Annotated in this window: 15 protein-coding genes; 8 read left to right on the forward strand and 7 right to left on the reverse strand. The window is 72.8% G+C overall.

Features of this window, described 5'->3' with window-relative positions:
* Window positions 1-35: 35 nt before the first annotated feature.
* The 3 genes from ACQP2X_RS38215 (at window position 36) to ACQP2X_RS38225 (ending at window position 2,659) form a co-directional block, all read left to right on the forward strand.
* Window positions 36-1,172 (forward strand): PP2C family protein-serine/threonine phosphatase, encoded by a 1,137-nt coding sequence (locus ACQP2X_RS38215; RefSeq protein ID WP_498690292.1) that lies wholly within the window; start codon window positions 36-38, stop codon window positions 1,170-1,172.
* 90 nt (window positions 1,173-1,262) lie between these two features.
* Window positions 1,263-1,730, forward strand: coding sequence for a MarR family winged helix-turn-helix transcriptional regulator (locus ACQP2X_RS38220; RefSeq protein ID WP_498690293.1), 468 nt, complete (start codon window positions 1,263-1,265; stop codon window positions 1,728-1,730).
* 14 nt (window positions 1,731-1,744) lie between these two features.
* Complete coding sequence (locus tag ACQP2X_RS38225; protein ID WP_498690295.1) at window positions 1,745-2,659, forward strand: LLM class flavin-dependent oxidoreductase; 915 nt, start codon at window positions 1,745-1,747, stop codon at window positions 2,657-2,659.
* Here ACQP2X_RS38225 and ACQP2X_RS38230 read toward each other — a convergent pair whose 3' ends face one another.
* Window positions 2,660-3,010, reverse strand: coding sequence for a histone-like nucleoid-structuring protein Lsr2 (locus ACQP2X_RS38230; protein ID WP_097326060.1), 351 nt, complete (start codon window positions 3,008-3,010; stop codon window positions 2,660-2,662).
* Window positions 3,011-3,213: 203 nt separating this feature from the next.
* Between ACQP2X_RS38230 and ACQP2X_RS38235 the strand changes: the two genes are divergently transcribed.
* On the forward strand, window positions 3,214-3,645 hold the full coding sequence (locus ACQP2X_RS38235; protein WP_498690297.1) for a hypothetical protein: 432 nt from the start codon (window positions 3,214-3,216) through the stop codon (window positions 3,643-3,645).
* A gap of 65 nt (window positions 3,646-3,710) precedes the next feature.
* Window positions 3,711-4,952, forward strand: a complete 1,242-nt coding sequence (locus ACQP2X_RS38240) for a D-alanyl-D-alanine carboxypeptidase family protein (RefSeq protein ID WP_498701145.1) — start codon at window positions 3,711-3,713, stop codon at window positions 4,950-4,952.
* Here ACQP2X_RS38240 and ACQP2X_RS38245 read toward each other — a convergent pair.
* Window positions 4,944-5,441 (reverse strand): DUF456 domain-containing protein, encoded by a 498-nt coding sequence (locus ACQP2X_RS38245; protein ID WP_498690299.1) that lies wholly within the window; start codon window positions 5,439-5,441, stop codon window positions 4,944-4,946. The genes ACQP2X_RS38240 and ACQP2X_RS38245 overlap by 9 nt on opposite strands.
* Before the next feature lie 151 nt (window positions 5,442-5,592).
* Between ACQP2X_RS38245 and ACQP2X_RS38250 the strand changes: the two genes are divergently transcribed.
* The gene (locus ACQP2X_RS38250; RefSeq protein WP_498690300.1) at window positions 5,593-6,516 is read left to right on the forward strand and encodes a sigma-70 family RNA polymerase sigma factor; all 924 of its coding nucleotides are present in this window, start codon (window positions 5,593-5,595) and stop codon (window positions 6,514-6,516) included.
* A gap of 34 nt (window positions 6,517-6,550) precedes the next feature.
* Here the strand turns inward: ACQP2X_RS38250 and ACQP2X_RS38255 are convergent, their stop codons facing one another.
* Window positions 6,551-8,875, reverse strand: a complete 2,325-nt coding sequence (locus tag ACQP2X_RS38255; RefSeq protein ID WP_498690302.1) for a HelD family protein — start codon at window positions 8,873-8,875, stop codon at window positions 6,551-6,553.
* 149 nt (window positions 8,876-9,024) lie between these two features.
* On the opposite strand from ACQP2X_RS38255, the gene ACQP2X_RS38260 reads away from it, so the two are divergent.
* Complete coding sequence (locus tag ACQP2X_RS38260; RefSeq protein WP_498690304.1) at window positions 9,025-9,540, forward strand: hypothetical protein; 516 nt, start codon at window positions 9,025-9,027, stop codon at window positions 9,538-9,540.
* A 7-nt stretch (window positions 9,541-9,547) separates the two neighbouring features.
* On the opposite strand, the gene ACQP2X_RS38265 is transcribed toward ACQP2X_RS38260, so the two are convergent.
* On the reverse strand, window positions 9,548-10,387 hold the full coding sequence (locus ACQP2X_RS38265; protein WP_498690306.1) for a sigma-70 family RNA polymerase sigma factor: 840 nt from the start codon (window positions 10,385-10,387) through the stop codon (window positions 9,548-9,550).
* Window positions 10,388-10,660: 273 nt separating this feature from the next.
* Between ACQP2X_RS38265 and ACQP2X_RS38270 the strand changes: the two genes are divergently transcribed.
* Window positions 10,661-12,220: a DEAD/DEAH box helicase gene (locus ACQP2X_RS38270; protein ID WP_498690308.1), complete on the forward strand. Its 1,560-nt coding sequence runs from the start codon at window positions 10,661-10,663 to the stop codon at window positions 12,218-12,220.
* On the opposite strand, the gene ACQP2X_RS38275 is transcribed toward ACQP2X_RS38270, so the two are convergent.
* From ACQP2X_RS38275 to ACQP2X_RS38285, 3 genes are all read right to left on the reverse strand, one after another.
* The gene (locus ACQP2X_RS38275; RefSeq protein WP_498690310.1) at window positions 12,209-12,733 is read right to left on the reverse strand and encodes a YceI family protein; all 525 of its coding nucleotides are present in this window, start codon (window positions 12,731-12,733) and stop codon (window positions 12,209-12,211) included. The two genes, ACQP2X_RS38270 and ACQP2X_RS38275, sit on opposite strands and share 12 nt — an antisense overlap.
* A gap of 35 nt (window positions 12,734-12,768) precedes the next feature.
* A complete protein-coding gene (locus ACQP2X_RS38280; RefSeq protein WP_498690312.1) occupies window positions 12,769-15,771 on the reverse strand; it encodes an ATP-binding protein in 3,003 nt (1,000 codons plus the stop codon).
* A gap of 74 nt (window positions 15,772-15,845) precedes the next feature.
* Complete coding sequence (locus ACQP2X_RS38285; RefSeq protein WP_498690314.1) at window positions 15,846-16,508, reverse strand: hypothetical protein; 663 nt, start codon at window positions 16,506-16,508, stop codon at window positions 15,846-15,848.
* Between the last annotated feature and the right edge of the window lie 7 nt (window positions 16,509-16,515).

Raw genomic sequence — 16,515 nt, forward strand, 5'->3', positions numbered from 1 at the left:
CCCGTCCCACGCACACTGACAGGAAGGACGATCGCGTGACCACCCGCCCGGCATCCGTCGGCTCGCTTCTGCGTGCGGCACCACCCGATCGCCTGCCCGAAGTGGCGGCCGAGCACCTGCGTGCCAACCTTCCCCCGGTCACCGGGATGGAGATCTTCCTGAGCGACCTGACCATGAGTTCGCTCTGGCCCGTGCTCGAACCCGAGGGCGCCTCCGGCGGCCGCCTCGAACTGCGCGTCTTCGGCAGCCAGCTGCCGCTGGCCGACGCCGCCGCGCCCCGGGTGCTGCTGCCGCTGACCGTGTGGGGCGACCGGCTCGGTGTGCTCCGGGTCGAGCTGGCCGAACCGGCCGGCCCCGACCTCGTCGAGCAGCTCAGCGGCCTCGCCGACGAGCTGGCCATCGCCCTGCGCGCGGCCGAGAAGGACACCGACCGCTATCGCCAGGTCTCCCGGCGGCAGCGCCTCACCATGGCCGCCGAGCTGCAATGGGCGCTGCTGCCCGGCCGCTCCCTGGCCGGCGAGCGGTTCAAACTGGCCGGTCAGCTCGAACCGGCGTACGCCATGTACGGCGACCACTACGACTGGGCCCTCACCGGCGACCGGCTGACCCTGACCGTGCTCAACGGCCACGGCGACGGCATCGAGGCGGCCCTGCTCACCACCATCGCGGTGAACGCGATGCGCAACGCCCGCCGCTCCGGGGCCAACATCGTCGAGCAGGCCGAGCTGGCCTCCGACGCCGTCTACTCCCGCTACGGCGGCGCCTCCCACGTGGCCACCCTGCTGCTGGAGATCGACCTGACCGACGGCGCGGTCGAGGCGGTCGACGCCGGCTCCCCGCGCGCGCTGATCGCCCACGAGGGCGACATCCGCACGGTCAGCCTCGACCAGCAGCTGCCGCTCGGCATGTTCGGCGACAGCCGCTACGAGACCCAGAAGTTCCAGCTCGAACCGGGCGACCGCCTGCTCGTGGTGAGCGACGGCGTGCACGCCGCCGCGCCCGCCGGCCGGCCGGAGTACGGCACTTCCGCCCTGTTGAGCGCATTGCGCCGGACGCGATTGCAGCCACCGGCCGAGGCAGTGGGTACCGTCATGAGAGCGTTACGCGATTATCATGCCGACGTCGAGCCGGATGACGACGCCGTCATCGTCTGCCTCGACTGGCTGCGATAGCCGCCACGCGACGGCATGATCCACCCGTCCGCTGGGTAGAGAGATCCGGGCGTACGGCCGAGCAGTTCCGCAGAACGAGGAAGTTCCGACATGGACCGGCACACCGACGTCGCCGCGGCTGTCGAGTCGACGGTCGATTCGCTGGTGTCCGTCCTCGAAGCGGCCCGGCTCGCCCAGTCCCCGGCGGTGCCGCCGGCCCAGCTGCGCGTCCTCATGATCGTCTCGGCCAACCGGCACACCAACATGAGCCGGCTCGCCGAGACGCTCGAAGTGGTGCCCTCCTCGGCCAGCCGCCTGTGCGACCGGCTCGAGGCGACCGGCCTGCTGCGCCGGGTGCCCGACCCCCGCGACCGCCGCGAGGTACGGCTGATGATCACCCCGTCGGCCCGGCGGCTCCTCGACCAACTGAGGGAGAGCCGGCGCGCGGCGCTCGGCGAGGTGCTCGGCAAGATGGACGCCGGCGCCCAGCAGGAGCTGGTGCGGGCCCTCGAGGCCTTCGCCGAGGCGGCGCACCGCGGCACGGGCGAGGGAGCCGATCAGGACCGCCGCACGGCGTGAGATAGCGTCGTCCGATGCGCATCGGCATCGTCATCCTCCCCGACCAGCGCTGGTCCGTCGCCGGGCGGCGCTGGCAGCGCGCCGAGGAGTACGGCTTCGACCACGCCTGGACCTACGACCACCTCGGGTGGCGCGACCTCGTCGACGGCCCGTGGTTCGACGCCGTGCCGACGCTCACCGCGGCGGCCATGGTGACCCGGCGGATCCGCCTCGGGACGTACGTGGCCTCGCCGAACTTCCGGCACCCGGTGCATTTCGCCCGCGAGGTCACGGCGATCGACGACATCTCGCAAGGCCGGCTGATGCTCGGGCTGGGTGCGGGCGGCGTCGGCTTCGACGCCGAGGTTCTGGGTACGCCTGAGCTCACCCCCGGGCAGCGCGTCGACCGTTTCGCCGAGTTCCTCGACGTGTTCGGCCGGATGCTCGGCGACGAGCCGGTGAACCACCGGGGCAACTACTACACGGCGGTGAACGCCCGGGGCAATCCCGGCCCGGTGCAGCGACCGCGGCCGCCGTTCGTGGTGGCGGCCGGCGGCAAGCGGGCGCTGCGGCTGGCCGCCCGGCACGGCGACGGCTGGGTCACCACCGGCGTGGCCGGGGTGGCCGGCGGAGCCAACTTCAGCGTCCCGGAGAGCGCGGAGCAGTGGTGGGAGTCGGTGGCCCGGCTCTCCGGCGCTTTCGACGAGGCGCTCGACGAGGCCGGCCGCGAGCGCGACGCCGTCCCGCGCTATCTGAACCTCGACACGTCACCGGTCTATTCGATGAGCAGCGTGGAAGCCTTCACCGACGCGGTCGGCCGCGCGGCCGCGCTCGGCTTCACCGACGTCATCACGCATTGGCCGCGCGAGCGGAGTTGGTACGCCGGCGACGAAAAGGTGCTGGAATCGGTCGCTTCCCGGCTGCCGAGGCTCCGCGCGGGCGGAGCCTAATCAGCGGCCGTTGGCGGCGCGGTAGGCGTCGGTGACGCCCTGCGGAATGCGGCCGCGCTCGGAAATCTGGTGCCCGTTGGCGACGGCCCACTCGCGGATCAGCCGGTTTTCGTCGCGGGAGCTCGCGGTGCGGCCGCCGGGGCCGCGACGAGCCGGGATGCGGCCGGTCGAGGCGCGGCCGAGCCGGGTGCCCGCGCTGATGTACGGGTCGAGAGCCTTGCGGAGCTTACCCGCATTGGCCTCGGAAAGGTCGATCGTGTAGTTAATACCGTCCAGACTGAACTCGACCGTGCGATCGGCCTTCTTTCCGTCCAGATCGTCGATCAGAGTGGTGATTACCTGCCGCGCCATGACGACTCCCGAGTAGTAATCCGACCAACCGCGGTGCAAGTGTTGCTCGCCGCGGGTTCGCGCGCAACTGTTTCTCTAGAAGAATTCGCCATTCTTTTGACACGGACACCGGACCGGTATTCAAATGGCGGGCCGTCATTACCGTAATCGGAGGCGGATAGCTCGGCTGGCCCCGCGGCAGCGCATCACTTAGGGTCACTGGCATGAGCGAGCGCGACGACGACTGGCGGGAAAAGCGCCGGCAGGCCGTCGCCGGCCACGCCGCGGCCATGGAGGAGAGCCGCGCGGCCGAGGCCCGTGAGGCGGCGGCGCTGCTCGCGGACTTCGTGCGGCGCGCCGCCGAACGTGAGATTCATCCACAAACGTTGATGGCTCGAACCTTCGACGGACGATCCACGTACCGAACTCATGTGCGCGGGTGGTACCTCAAATCGAATCGTTCCGTCGCCGTCGGCGAGGACGGTGAGTACTACGTGCTCACCGTGCCGGCGTCGTGGCGGGCCCGGTTCGCCGGGGCCGACCTGTCGCCGAGCGTCCCCCGTTTGATCGTCGGCGCCGGTGGTGGCGACGGCGAGACGCTTCCCCTCGCCCAGTTGCTCACCAAGCGACTCGAAGCTGGAGTTTCCTGGCCTTGATCCGCTCCATCCTGGCGTCCGTGCCGGCCGTCGCCCTGCTTTCCCCGGTCGTGGCCTCCCCCGCCATGGCCGCCGCACCAGTCGTGGCTCACCCGGCCCAGGCTGCCGCACCAGTAGTGGCCCTCCCGGCCCGGGCCGCCGCGCCGGCCATCCCCTGTCCCAAGCCCAAGGTCGCGCCGCCGGCCGGGGTGCCGGCCCGGCCCGCGCCGCCGGCCGACGACCCGGTCGGCTTCGCGATCGGCGGCGACGCCCTCGCCACCCACGGCCTGGTGATCCCGGCCGGCGTGAAGCAGCCGCCGGCGGTCACCGCGACCACCTGGATGGTGGCCGACCTCGACAGCGGCGAGGTGCTCGGCGGCTGCGGCCCGCACGTCTACCAGACCCCGGCCAGCGTCCAGAAGACCCTGCTGGCGGCCACCGCGATCGGCAAGCTCGACCCGAAGAAGCAGATCACCGTCACCGCCGACGACCTCGACATCGAGCCGGGCAGCTCGGCCGTCGGTCTCGTGGTCGGCGGGAAGTACACGATCTCCACCCTCTGGCTGGGCCTGCTGCTCAACTCGGGCAACGACGCGGCCAACGCGCTGGCCCGGCTGGCCGGTGGCGGCGGCAAGGACGGCGTGGCCAGGACGGTCGCCGCCATGAACGACACCGCCAAGCGCCTGGGCGCCTATCAGACCCACGCCGTGACCCCGTCCGGCCTCGACGGCAAGGGTCAGTTCACCAGCGCGTACGACCTGGCCCTGATCGCCCGCGTCTGTTTCGCCAACGCCGACTTCCGCAAGTACGCCCTGACGAAGGTCGCCCAGATGCCGGCGCAGCCGGCGCTGAAGAAGGGCGGCTTCCAGTTCCAGAACGAGAACAAGCTGATCTACAAATACCCGGGCGCGCTGGGCGGCAAGACCGGCTTCACCCAGCTCGCGCGGCACAGCTACGTGGGCGCGGCCCAGCGCGACGGCCGGCGGCTCGTGGTCACCCTGCTCGGCGCCGAGGCGCGGCCGCAGCGCGGGTACGACCAGGGCGCCGCCCTGCTCGACTGGGGTTTCTCGCTGCCCGATGATGCCTCGGTCGGCAAGCTGGTGACCCCGGAGGAGACGGCCGCGAAGAACGCCACCCCGGAGGCCGCGCCCGAGCCCAGCGCCGCGGGCAACCAGGCCGCGGCGAAGGCGGCCGACACCCGCCCGACGTCCCCGCAGCTGCTGTCGGTGGCGGCGGCCGCCTCGGTGGCACTCCTGTTGGCGGCGACCCCCCTGCTGCTGTTGCTCACCCAGCGCAGGCGCACCAGGAGGGTTCGCCGGTCACGTTAGAAGGAGCCCGAAGACCCAGATGACGCCGACGGCCAGGGCGGTCGTGAACTCGATCAGCATGGCCATGCCGGCGGCGGCCAGGGCGTGCCTGGTCGACGGCCAGGCGCGCTCGTGGCCCAGGCGCTGGAGCTCGACCAGATAGACGCCGAGCACGAACCCGATCACGATGCCGATCACCGGGATCACGAAGAAGCCGATCACGCCGAGGACGCCGCCGGCCAGCAGCGCCGTATTGGGCACGCCCACGCTCTTGAGCCGCTTGCCCGGCACCAGATATTTGACCGCGGCCCCGCCCAGCGCCACCAGCGTGGCCACCGCCAGCACCACCCAGCGCCCGCCGCTGTCCGAGCCCAGCAGCGCCCAGAGCAGCACCCCGGCCCAGCTCAGCAGCAGCCCGGGCAGCACCGGGATCACCACGCCGACGATCCCTACAGCGATCGCCAGCCCGGCGACGAGCGTGATCACCCCGTGCGAGTCGCTCAGATCCATGCCCCCACGGTGCCAGAAACCCTCAAGTAGGCGAGAGCAACCGCACGGCACCCGATTACGACTGCACCGGGAACCGGGGGCGGTCGAACTTCCCCATGTACGCCGGAGAGCCCGATGGACCGGGCCGCCGACAAACATGGGGGAAACGCACATGACCAGCATCGCGAACGCTGCCGACATCAACGCCGACAACGCCTCCGCCACGGTGCTGTCCGCCGCCGAGCAGGAGGAGTACATCCGCGCCCACATGCCGCTCGTCGGCCACCTGGTGCGCGACATGCTCAGCCGCATCCCCAACCACATCCACCGCGACGACCTGACCAGCGCCGGCCTGCACGCCCTGGTCACCGCGGCCCGGGGCTGGGACCCGCAGCGCGGCATCCCGTTCCACCGCTTCGCCAGCACCCGCATCCGCGGCGCCATCCTCGACGAGCTGCGCTCGCTCGACTGGGCGACCCGCTCGGTGCGCACCAAGGCCCGCGCCACCGACACCACACGCCAGGCGCTGACCACCGCCCTCGGCCGCACGCCGACCTCGGACGAGCTGGCCCAGGCCCTCGGCACCACCACCACCGAGCTCAAGCAGACCGACACCGACGTGCAGCGCGCCACCGTGCTGTCGCTCCAGGGCTTCACCACCAGCTCGGCCGACGACCTGGTCACCGAGAAGACGCCGGGCCCGGAGGACATGCTGATCCGCCGCGAGCAGATCGGTTACCTGCACCACGCGATCGGCTCGCTGCCGGAGCGCCTCCAGGTCGTCATCACCGAGTACTTCCTGCACGAGCGCCCCATGGCCGACATCGCGGCCGACCTGGGCGTCACCGAGTCGCGGGTGTCGCAGCTGCGCGCCGAGGCGCTGTCGCTGCTCAAGGACGGCCTCAACACCCACCTCGACCCGGAGATGGCCCCCGTGCCGGACAACCCGGAGAGCATCGTCGCGCGCCGCCGCGCCAACTACTACGCCAACATCGCCAGCAGCACGTCGGTCCGCTCCCGCCTGGAGCTGACCAACGCCCACGGCCACACCAAGTACGGAAACGGCCTTCTGCGTACGCCCGCAGCCGCCGCCTGATGAGACAAGGGGCCCCCGGACGGGGGCCCCTTTTTCATGCCAGCGAGCTGAGCACCTTCGGCAGGTCAGCCGTGTGCAGCACACCCAGGCGCCGGGTGGCCCGGGTGACCGCCACGTACAGATCCGACAGGCCGCGCGGGCTCTCCGCGATGATCTCGTCGGGCTCGACCACCACCACCGCGTCGAACTCCAGGCCCTTGGCCTGCCGCACGGTCATCAGCGCGATCTGGTTGAGCAGGTCGGGCTGCTCGCCCACGGCCGCGCCGGGCACGGCCTCGACCAGGGCCCGGCCCAGATCGGCCTCGCGGCCCTCCGGCACGAGGACACCGACACGGCCGTCTCCCGCTTCGGCGGCCTCCAGGCGTACGGCCGCAATGACCTCGGCCGCCAGAGCGACCGGCGGCACCCGGAGTGACCACGGCGCGACGCCGGCCGACCGCACCGAGCGGGGCGGCTCCAGGGCCGGGTCGACCGCGGCCAGCACGTCGGCCGCCACCGCCATCACCTCCGACGGCGTCCGGTAGTTGACCGTCAGCTCGACCAGGTTCCAGCGCTGGCCCACGTACGGCTCGAAGACCTGCTCCCAGGTCGTCGTGCCGGCCAGCTCGGAGGTCTGCGCGACGTCGCCGACCACTGTCATCGACCGGCTCGGGCAGCGGCGCATCAGCAACCGCCACGCCATCGGCGACAGCTCCTGGGCCTCGTCGACGATCACGTGACCGAAGACCCACGTGCGGTCGGCGGCGGCCCGCTCGGCCGCCGTGCGGGTGTCGAGCACCTCGTGCCGCTCGACGAACGCGCCCGCCTCGACCACGTCGAGCGCGGAGAGGATCTCCTCCTCCTGGTCCTCGAAGTCGAGCGAGCGCGAACCGGCCAGGATCTCGAGCACGCCCTCGGCGTAGTCGACGGCCTCACGCCGCTGCCGGGCCACCTCGCGGGCCCGCAGCGTGTCGTCGACGCCGAGCAGCTCGGCCAGCTCGTCGAGCAGCGGCACGTCGGCCGGCGTCCACTTGGCGTCGCGGTCGCGCAGCAGCAGCGCCCGTTCCGCGGCGGTCAGCCCGGCGCCGGCCGACTCCAGCCGGTCGGCGTCTGACAGCAGGTCACGCAGCACCTGGCGCGGGGTCAGCACCGGCCAGAAGTCGAACAGCGCCCGCTGCACGTCGACGTCCTCGCGCAGCTCACGCCGGGTCTCGGCCAGGTCGGCCTCGGAGAGCAGGTTGTCACCGCCCAGCGGGTCGGTGCCGATGCGCTCGGCGATCTGCAACGACAGCGCGTGGATGGCCTCGGTCACGAACATGGCGCGGGCCACGTTGTGCGGGCGGCCGGAGCGGCGGGCCGCGGCCCGCGCGTCCTCGAGGACGGCCCGCTCGATGCGCAGCGGATAGCCGTCGTGGTCGACCTCGGCGAAGGTGTCGGGCACGGTCTGCCGGTCGGCGACCGCCTGGGCCAGCACGTCGAGCATGGCCAGGCGGCCCTTGACCGCGGCCGCGGCCGACGGCTCCACCGCGCGGGCGCGCACGCCCGGGAACATGTCGCCCAGCGTGGCCAGCAGCACACCGGTCTCGGCGAGCGACGGCAGCACCTGGGAGATGTAGCGCAGGAAGGTCGGGTTGGGGCCGAGGATCAGCACGCCCTGCTTGGTGAGCTGCTGCCGATAGGTGTAGAGCAGGTAGGCCGCGCGGTGCAGCGCGACAGCGGTCTTGCCGGTGCCCGGCCCGCCCTGCACGACCATCACGCCGGCCAGCCCGGCCCGGATCACCTCGTCCTGCTCGGCCTGGATGGTCTCGACGATGTCGCGCATCCGGCCGGTGCGGTTGGCGGTCAGCGCCGCCAGCAGCGCGGCCTCGCCGGTCACGTCCTCGCGGCCACCGGCGGCGGCGCCGTCCTGGAGGTCGAGCACCTCGTCGTCGATGCCGGTCAGCACCCGGCCCTTGGTGCGCAGGTGCCGCCGCCGGGTCACGCCGTCCGGCGAGACCGCGGTGGCCAGATAGAACGGCCGGGAGGCGGGAGCGCGCCAGTCGACCAGCAGCGGGTCACGGTCGTGCTCCTCGGCCGAGAGGCCGAGACGGCCGATGTAGAGCGGCGACTCGGCGCCGGCGAAGTCGAGACGGCCGAAGCACAGGCCGTTCTCCACCGCGTTCATCTGCGCGAGCTGCTCGGCGTAGTGGGCGCGCTGGGCCTCACGCTGCGTGCGGCCCTGCGGCGTGCCGCCGGACTCCAGCAGGATGCCGCGCAGCCGATCGTCGGCCTGGGCGCGCAGGCTGTCCAGCCGGCCGTAGAGGGTGGTGAGGTACGCCTGCTCGGAACGGAGGTCGTCCGATGCGGAGCTTGACAATGCCACTCCCCTTAGTGGTATCATTCCCGGGTCAGCGACCCTATGGGTCGCTTTTTTGTTGCCAGCAAACGGTGAGAATAGCGCAGGTTACGGCCGCTCCGGAAAGTGTCAGCTATCGGTCACAGTTACCGGCGAGCCGTTACTGAGAACGGCCGATCTGGATTAACACGGTCATGAACCGCATCCACCCGTTCCGACGTCTCGGCGCGCTGACCCTCGTCGCCGCCGCCTCCCTCACCCTCACCACCGCCTGCACCGGCGACGACGAGGCCCCCGCCGGCAACGCCGCCCAGGCCGCGCAGAGCGGCCCCGAGGCCAAGACCATCGACGGCGCCCGCGCCGCCGCGCAGACCGTGTTCGACCGCTTCTCGGGCGGCGACTTCGCCGGCGCCTGGGACATGTACACCGCCGCCGGCAAGCAGGCGATCAGCAAGGACGACTACGTCAAGCTGAACGTGGCCTGCTCCCGCAAGGGCCTGGCCATCCAGCTGACCAGCGCCCGCATGGAGGGCACGGACCGCGCGATCGTCATCGCCAAGCAGCTCGTGGCGGCGCAGTCGTACACGATGGTCTACGAGGGCGACGCCTGGAAGCTGGAGCCCGCCAAGGAGGGCCTGGCCCTCTACAAGCAGGGCGCGGCCAAGGCGATCGCCGCCCAGAAGAAGGCCGGCACCTGCGCCAACCAGTAGGAGTCGTCTACGCCGCCACCGGTACCGGCAGTCCGTCCGGTCCGGTGACGGCCAGGCGGGTCTTCAGCGTCCCGCGACTGGCGATCTGGTCGTAGTACGCCGTCCGCCGCCGGGCCACGCAGCCGTCCTTGGCCGGCGCGGCCATGGCGGGGTCGAGGTGGGTGTTGAGGCCGTCACGCAGCAGCACCAGCGCCTCCGCCCGCAGCTGTGACACGCGCGACTCGGTGACGCCCAGATCCTCGGCGATGCGGGCCATCGGCCGCTCCTCGAAGAAGTAGCCCTGCACCACCGCCCGCAGCCGCTCCGGCAGCGCCTCGATCGCGTGGCGCAGATAGCCGAGCCGTTCCCGGCGGATCAGCATCTCCTCCGGTCCGGCGCTCGGCTCGGTCACCATGTCGTCCGCGCCGGCCGTGGCGAAGCCCTGGAGGCTGAACACCACGGCCCGCTGCACGTCGTCGTCGGCCGACTCGATGTCCTCGACCGAGCAGCCCAGCCGGTCGGCCACCTCCTGCGCGGTGGGGTTGCGGCCCAGCTCGGCGGTGAGTTCCTGGCGGGCCGAGTCGGTGCGCCGGGCCCGCTGCCGCACCGAGCGGCTGGCCCAGTCGAGACCGCGCAGCTCGTCCAGCAGGGCGCCGCGCACCCGGGCCGCCGCGAACCGGGCGAACGGCACACCCCGCGAGTCGTCGAATCCCCGGGCCGCGTGCACCAGCGCGGCGTATCCGGCGGACATCAGGTCGTCCCGGTTGACGTGGGCCGGGACCCTCGCGAGCATCTCGCGGACCAGGTGGCCGACGAGCGGCATGTGCTCCTGGACGACGTCGGCGCGACGGCGATCGTCTCCGCTCATCATGGGGGGTCTCCTCGCGTACCGGCCGGTGGGGGGAGTTCCGGCGCTGAGGAGAAAGGTGATCCTCGCTGAGTGCTGTTCGGGTCCCGTTCGGGTGCAGCCCGGTTGCATCACCCACCGGGGTACACTTGATCTCGCGGTCCGCACTGTCTTGCCTCGGGCCGTCACCGGACCGGTCTCACGGTCCGCCGGATCGGCCACCACGCGCCGCGACTGAGAACAAAGTCTGCGCCGGGCAGGACGACCCCTCGACCCATCTGGAGCAACCGCTACATGACCACCTTTTCCGAGTTCGGCGTGCCCGCCGTGCTGACCGCGGCCCTCGCCGACCTCGGCATCACCACCCCCTTCCCGATCCAGGCGGCCACGCTGCCCGACTCGCTCGCCGGCCGTGACGTGCTCGGCCGGGGCCGAACCGGCTCCGGCAAGACGTACGCGTTCGTCCTGCCCGTCCTGGCCCGCCTGGCCGCCTCGAAGTCGCCGCGCCGTCCCGGCCGGCCCCGCGCGCTGATCCTGGCCCCGACCCGTGAGCTGGCCACCCAGATCGAGGCCACCATGGCCCCGCTGGCGGCCAAGCTGGGCCTGCGCACCATCACGGTGTTCGGCGGTGTCGGCGCGAACCCGCAGATCAAGGGCCTCAAGGCCGGTGTCGACGTGCTCGTGGCCTGCCCGGGCCGCCTCGACGACCACCTGCGCAACGGGCACGCGTCGCTCGACTCGGTCGAGATCACCGTGCTCGACGAGGCCGACCACATGGCCGACCTGGGCTTCCTTCCGGTCGTCCGCCGCCTGATGGACCAGACGCCGCGCGAGGGCCAGCGGATGCTGTTCTCGGCGACCCTCGACAACGGCGTGGACGTGCTGGTCAAGCGCTTCCTGCACAAGCCGGTGACGCACTCGGTCGACTCGGCCACCGAGGCGCCGGTCCAGATGGACCACCACGTCCTGCACGTCCGGGGTGACGACCGCTTCCCGGTCCTGGTGGACCTGCTGGCCGCCCCCGGCCGTACGGTCGTGTTCACCCGCACCAAGCGCCGGGCCAAGGTGCTGACCCGCCAGCTCAACCAGGCCGGCGTGCCGGCGGTGGAGCTGCACGGCAACCTCGCCCAGAACGCCCGCAACCGCAACCTGGCCGCGTTCTCCGACGGCACGGCCGAGACGCTGGTGGCGACCGACATCGCGGCCCGCGGCATCCACGTCGACGACGTCGCCCTGGTGATCCACGCCGACCCGCCGGTCGAGCACAAGGCGTACCTGCACCGTTCGGGCCGCACGGCCCGGGCCGGCGCGCGCGGCACGGTCGTCACCCTGATGACTGACGACCAGCAGTCCGAGGTGCGCGATCTGACCCGCAAGGCCGGCGTCCGCCCGACGACCAGCCGCACCCGCCCCGGCGACCCGCTGCTGGCCGAGCTGGCGCCGGGTGAGCGCGTGTTCGTCGCGCCCCGCCAGGCGGCGGTGGAGGCCCCCGCGGTCTCGCCGAGCGCCGACGAGGGCGCCCCTGGCGCGGGCCGCAGCCGCCGGGGCCGTGGCCGGGGACGGGGCGCGGGCCGCCCGGCCGAGTCGCGTCCCGAGCAGGCGGCCAGCACGACCCGCCACGGCGAGGGCCGCGCCCAGCGTCCCCGCACCGAGCAGGGCGCCGGTGGCCGCCAGTCGCAGGGCACGGGCGGCGGCCGCGGCCGTCGCGGTGGCGGCACGGGCTCGACGCCGGTGCACACCAGCCAGTCCCGCGGCGCCGGCTCGTCGTCCGCACAGGGCCGCCCCGCGTCCTCGGGTGGCGCCGCCGCGTTCAGCGCCGGCACCCGCGTGGGCGGCCGCCGCTCAGGCCGCTGACGCCGACGCGTACAGGTCGAGAGTGATCCGGACGGGCCGGGCGATGATCGCCCGGCCCGTCCGCACTCCGGCCTCGACCCGGTCGACGACGCCGGTGGCGACGAAATGGCAGCCGCCCGCGACCGGCTCGGCCGTCTCCAGGGCGAGCGTCACCTCGCTGTCATGGCCACGGACGCGCAGGACGCCCGCCAGCTTCCAGCCCGCCCCGTCACGGTGGACACGGGTGCTGCGGAAGCCGATCACCGGATGGCGCTCCGCGTCGAGGAACTTCGTGCCGGTGATGTCCCTGTTCCGGCGTACATCATCGGACTTGAAGGTCTTTGCCTCCAGCACCGCCGAGGCGGTCGACGCGGCCGGATCGGCGGCGACCGTGACGGTGCCGCCGCGCAGGGCCATGGTCGCCGTGACCGGCTTGAGGCCGAAGACGTGGGTCGCGGTCAGCCGGCAGGCCGAGCGCGCGGGATCGATGGTGTAGGTGCCAGGGACAAGTTCGGTGTGTACGTCGGTAGTCATGCCCCCGAGCCTCGACGGCCGCGACCGGTGAGACCTCAGTGCCGGTACTGAGAACCGGCACGTAGGTCGGTGCGCCGGGCCAGCCCGAGCTTGGCCAGGATGTTGCGCACATGCGTCTCGACCGTGCGCTCGGACAGGAAGAGCCGCTCGGCCACGGCCCGGTTGGACAGTCCCTCCGCGACCAGACCCGCGATCTCCCGCTCCCGCGGCGTCAGATCGTCACGGGCCAGCTCGGCCGCACCCTTCAGGTGCGAGGCCCCGGCGGCCAGCTTCCGGCTCAGTCGGGGGTCGCTCTCCCGGACCTGCTTGGCGTACGCCAGACGAGCGATCGCCGCGAACGACGGCGCGCCGATCCTCTCCTCCATGGCGACCGCCGACGCCAGATGCTTCTCCGCCGCGGCGGCCGCGCCGAGCGCCCCCGCCATGATGCCGAGCGACCGGTCGACGGCACCCTGACAACTGGACATCGAGTTCAGATAGAGGCCGGCGTACGGAAGAGCCCGCTCGTAGCAGTCACCGGCCAGCTCCCGGTCCCCCGTCCAGGCGGCCAGCTCACCGGTCATCACCACCACGAAGGGCCGGCGCGGATCGGCCGGAAGCCGTTCGAGGGCGACCCGGAGCCGCCGCGTGCAGTCGGCCCCGGCCTCCCGGTCGCCGACACCGCGGGCCATGAGCCCCACCTGCGCCACCGCGATCGGCATGTCCTCGTGGGCGAAGTCGGCCAGATCCGCCCACGACCAATCCTCCGTGTGCTCGGACAGTCCACAGAGGAAGGCGAGATAGAGGTAGTAGGCCGTCTCGTCCCGTTCCCCGGCCTCCCGGGCCTGCTCGGCCAGCTCGCGGGCCTCGGCGAGGCGCCCGCCGATGAGCGCCCGGGCCGCCCGCGCCCGGAACAGGTGCCAGCGGGCCACCGGCCACCCGAGGCGATCGGCCAACCCGGCCAGCTTGGCCGTCTCGGCGTCGAACTCGGTCAGCTCCCCCCGCATGAGCCACGCGTCGAGCAGCCAGCCCCGCCCCCACAGCTCGGCGTCGGGCCGCCCACCCGGCCCGGCGAGCTCACAGCTGCGGCGGGCCAGCTCGATGACCTCGTCCCCGTCCACCGCCGGATCAAGCACTTGATGCCGGGCGTGCACAGCCGCCACGAGCGCGTCGGCCCGCCCCGACGCCGAGGCGAGCCGCATGGCTTCCCCACTGATCCGCCGCGCCGCCACCGGATCTTCTTCCTCGGCGAGCAGAAACGCGTACTGCGCCAGCACTTTGGCGATCTCGGGCCCGCCGCCCCCGCCCTGACCCGCCGCGCCCTCGCCCTGACCCGCCGTGCCCTCGCCCTGACCTGCCGCGCCCTCGCTTTGCCCTGCTGCGCCCTCGCTTTGCCCTGCTGCGCCCTCGCTTGGACCCGCCGCGTCCTCGCCTTCACGCGCGCGTTCGCGTTCCAGGGCGCGCTCGCACAGCCGCATCAGGGCCGGCGCGAGCGGCCCCGCCACCCCACGGATCACCAGCGCGGCCGGCGCACCCACCTCGTCCACCACCGCCGCGCAGTCGGCCAGGGCGAGATCGAGACTCCCTTCCCGGTACGCCGCCTCGGCCCGCTCCAAGCGCAACCCAGCATCACCGGGCGCGTTCTCGAGCGCCCTCCCGAACCAGTGCACAGCCTCCCGGAAGTCGAGCCCACGCCCCGCTTCCCGAGCCGCCGCCACACACGCCGCAACCGCCCGCTCCCGCGACGCGGCATCGACCGCCGCCCGCACCCGATGCCGGGCGATCTCCGCGGGACTGCCCCCTCGGCTCTCGCCCAGAGCGTCGGCGAGCGCCGCGTGCACCCTGATCCGCTCACCACGGTCAAGCCCGGCGTAGAGCGCCTCCCGCACCAGCTCATGCACGAACCGCACCCGCGCCGGCGCCCACGGATCATCAACCAGCACACCGGCCGCGACCGCTTCAGCAAGCGCGCCCCCGCCGGCCCATCCCTCATCAGCCGCCGGGAGATGGGCCGCCGCGCCCTTCACCGCCTCGGCTTCGCCGCCCACCCCCGCGCGATGGGCCGCCGCGTCCTTCACCGCCTCGGCTTCGCCGCCCACCCCCGCGCGATGGGCCGCCGCGCCCTTCACCGCCTCGGCTTCGCCGCCCACCCCCGCGCGATGGGCCGCCGCGTCCTTCACCACCTCGGCTTCGCCGCCCGCCCCCGCGCGATGGGCCGCCGCGATCCTCATCGAGCGCTGAAGCACGATCACGTCGAGCTCACTGCCACACGCGGCGGCCACGCCCAGCATTTCGCGGCACGCCTCGCTCAGGGGCGCCGTTCGCCGTGCCACGAGCCGCCTCAGTCCCACCGGCAGTTCGAGGTCGCCCACCGGCCGGCCCAACCGTCCCTCACGGACCAGCAGCCGGGTCAGTTCCCTTGTGTAGAGCGGATTCCCGCCCCCGAGCCGGTGCACCTCGGCCGCCCACGTCCCGTGCGCCTTCTCCCGCCCCTGCGCGTCGAGGTAGGCGCCGACCGTGTCCAGATCCCACGGCTCCAGGGCGAGCACCTCGGCCCCGTCCAGATCGAGCTCGGCCCGGCTCGTGCCGATCAGCAGAAGACGCTCCCGCCCGATCTCCCGGGCCAGCGCGCGGATCAGCGCCAGCGATCCTTCATCGGCCCAGTGCAGATCCTCCAGCACCAGCAGCATCGGCCGGCTCGCGGCCGCTTCCCGCAGCGCCGCCACCACTCGTTGAATCGCCCGGAACCGCGCCGCCGCAACGGTTTCGCCCGCTTCCGACAGCGACAGCAACCCCGGCGAGAGCCCCGCACCGCCCGACGACAGCAGCCTCGTCCACGGCCAGAAAGCGGGCGCGCCCTCGTCCGGGTCGGCCCGGCCGGTCAGCACCACCATGCCCGCCGCCGCGGCCCGCGCGGCGGCCTCCTCGACCAGCGCCGTCTTGCCCGCGCCCGCCTCGCCGGTCACGAGGGCCACGGCGCCGTCGCCGCGCTCGGCCCCGGCCCGCAGCCGGTCGAGCGCGACCACCTCGGCCACCCGGCCCACCAGCGCGGCGCCCACGCCACTCACCTTTCCGCGCGCGCACGAGGATGTCGACCCCCGGCACGGGTGGGTGGGGCGCGGAGCCTCGCCGTCTAATGCGCCGGCAGTGACACCTGGATCTCGTCGGAGAGGGAGAAGCCGGCGCACATCTCCAGCTCGTCGCCGCTCCAGAAGCGGCCCGGGTCGTACCAGTTGGGCTGGCGGCCCTTGGGGAGCAGACCCATGTCCTCGTACGTCACGGCGACCACCTCGGCGCAGTAGGCCGTCTCCAGGGCCGAGTCGTCGGCCGGGCCGTTGCCGCCGCGCAGGCGCCAGCGGGGGCGGATCTGTGGCACCCGGCCCCGCACCCAGCGCCAGGCCAGCTGGGCCGAGGACGGGAACGGGGTGCCGTCGAGGCGGGCCACCGTCTTGAGGGCCTTGTCCTCCATGGCCGCGGTGACGCCCGGCTCCAGTTGGCGCAGCCAGCCGCGCTGGCCGTAGCGCTGGGCCCACACCGTCACCGCGTCGCGCAGGTCGTGCAGCTGGACGCCACGCTGGAACGTGCCGGACCACAGGTCGGGCAGCGAGCGGCCCAACTCCGCGTGCCACATCAGGGGTGGCATGTCCTCGATGACGATGGACATGCCGACATGGTTGACGGGGCTGTTGGTCAGCGTCTGGATCGCCCGGTCCGGACCGGATCGTCCCCGGAAGAGCCAGATGTCCCCGGTGCGCGTCAGTTCGATGGCCTCGTCGAGGCTGATGGCGGCGTCCACGTGTCTA

The organism is Actinoplanes sp. CA-131856, from assembly GCF_050956135.1.
Classification (GTDB): Bacteria; Actinomycetota; Actinomycetes; order Mycobacteriales; family Micromonosporaceae; genus Actinoplanes.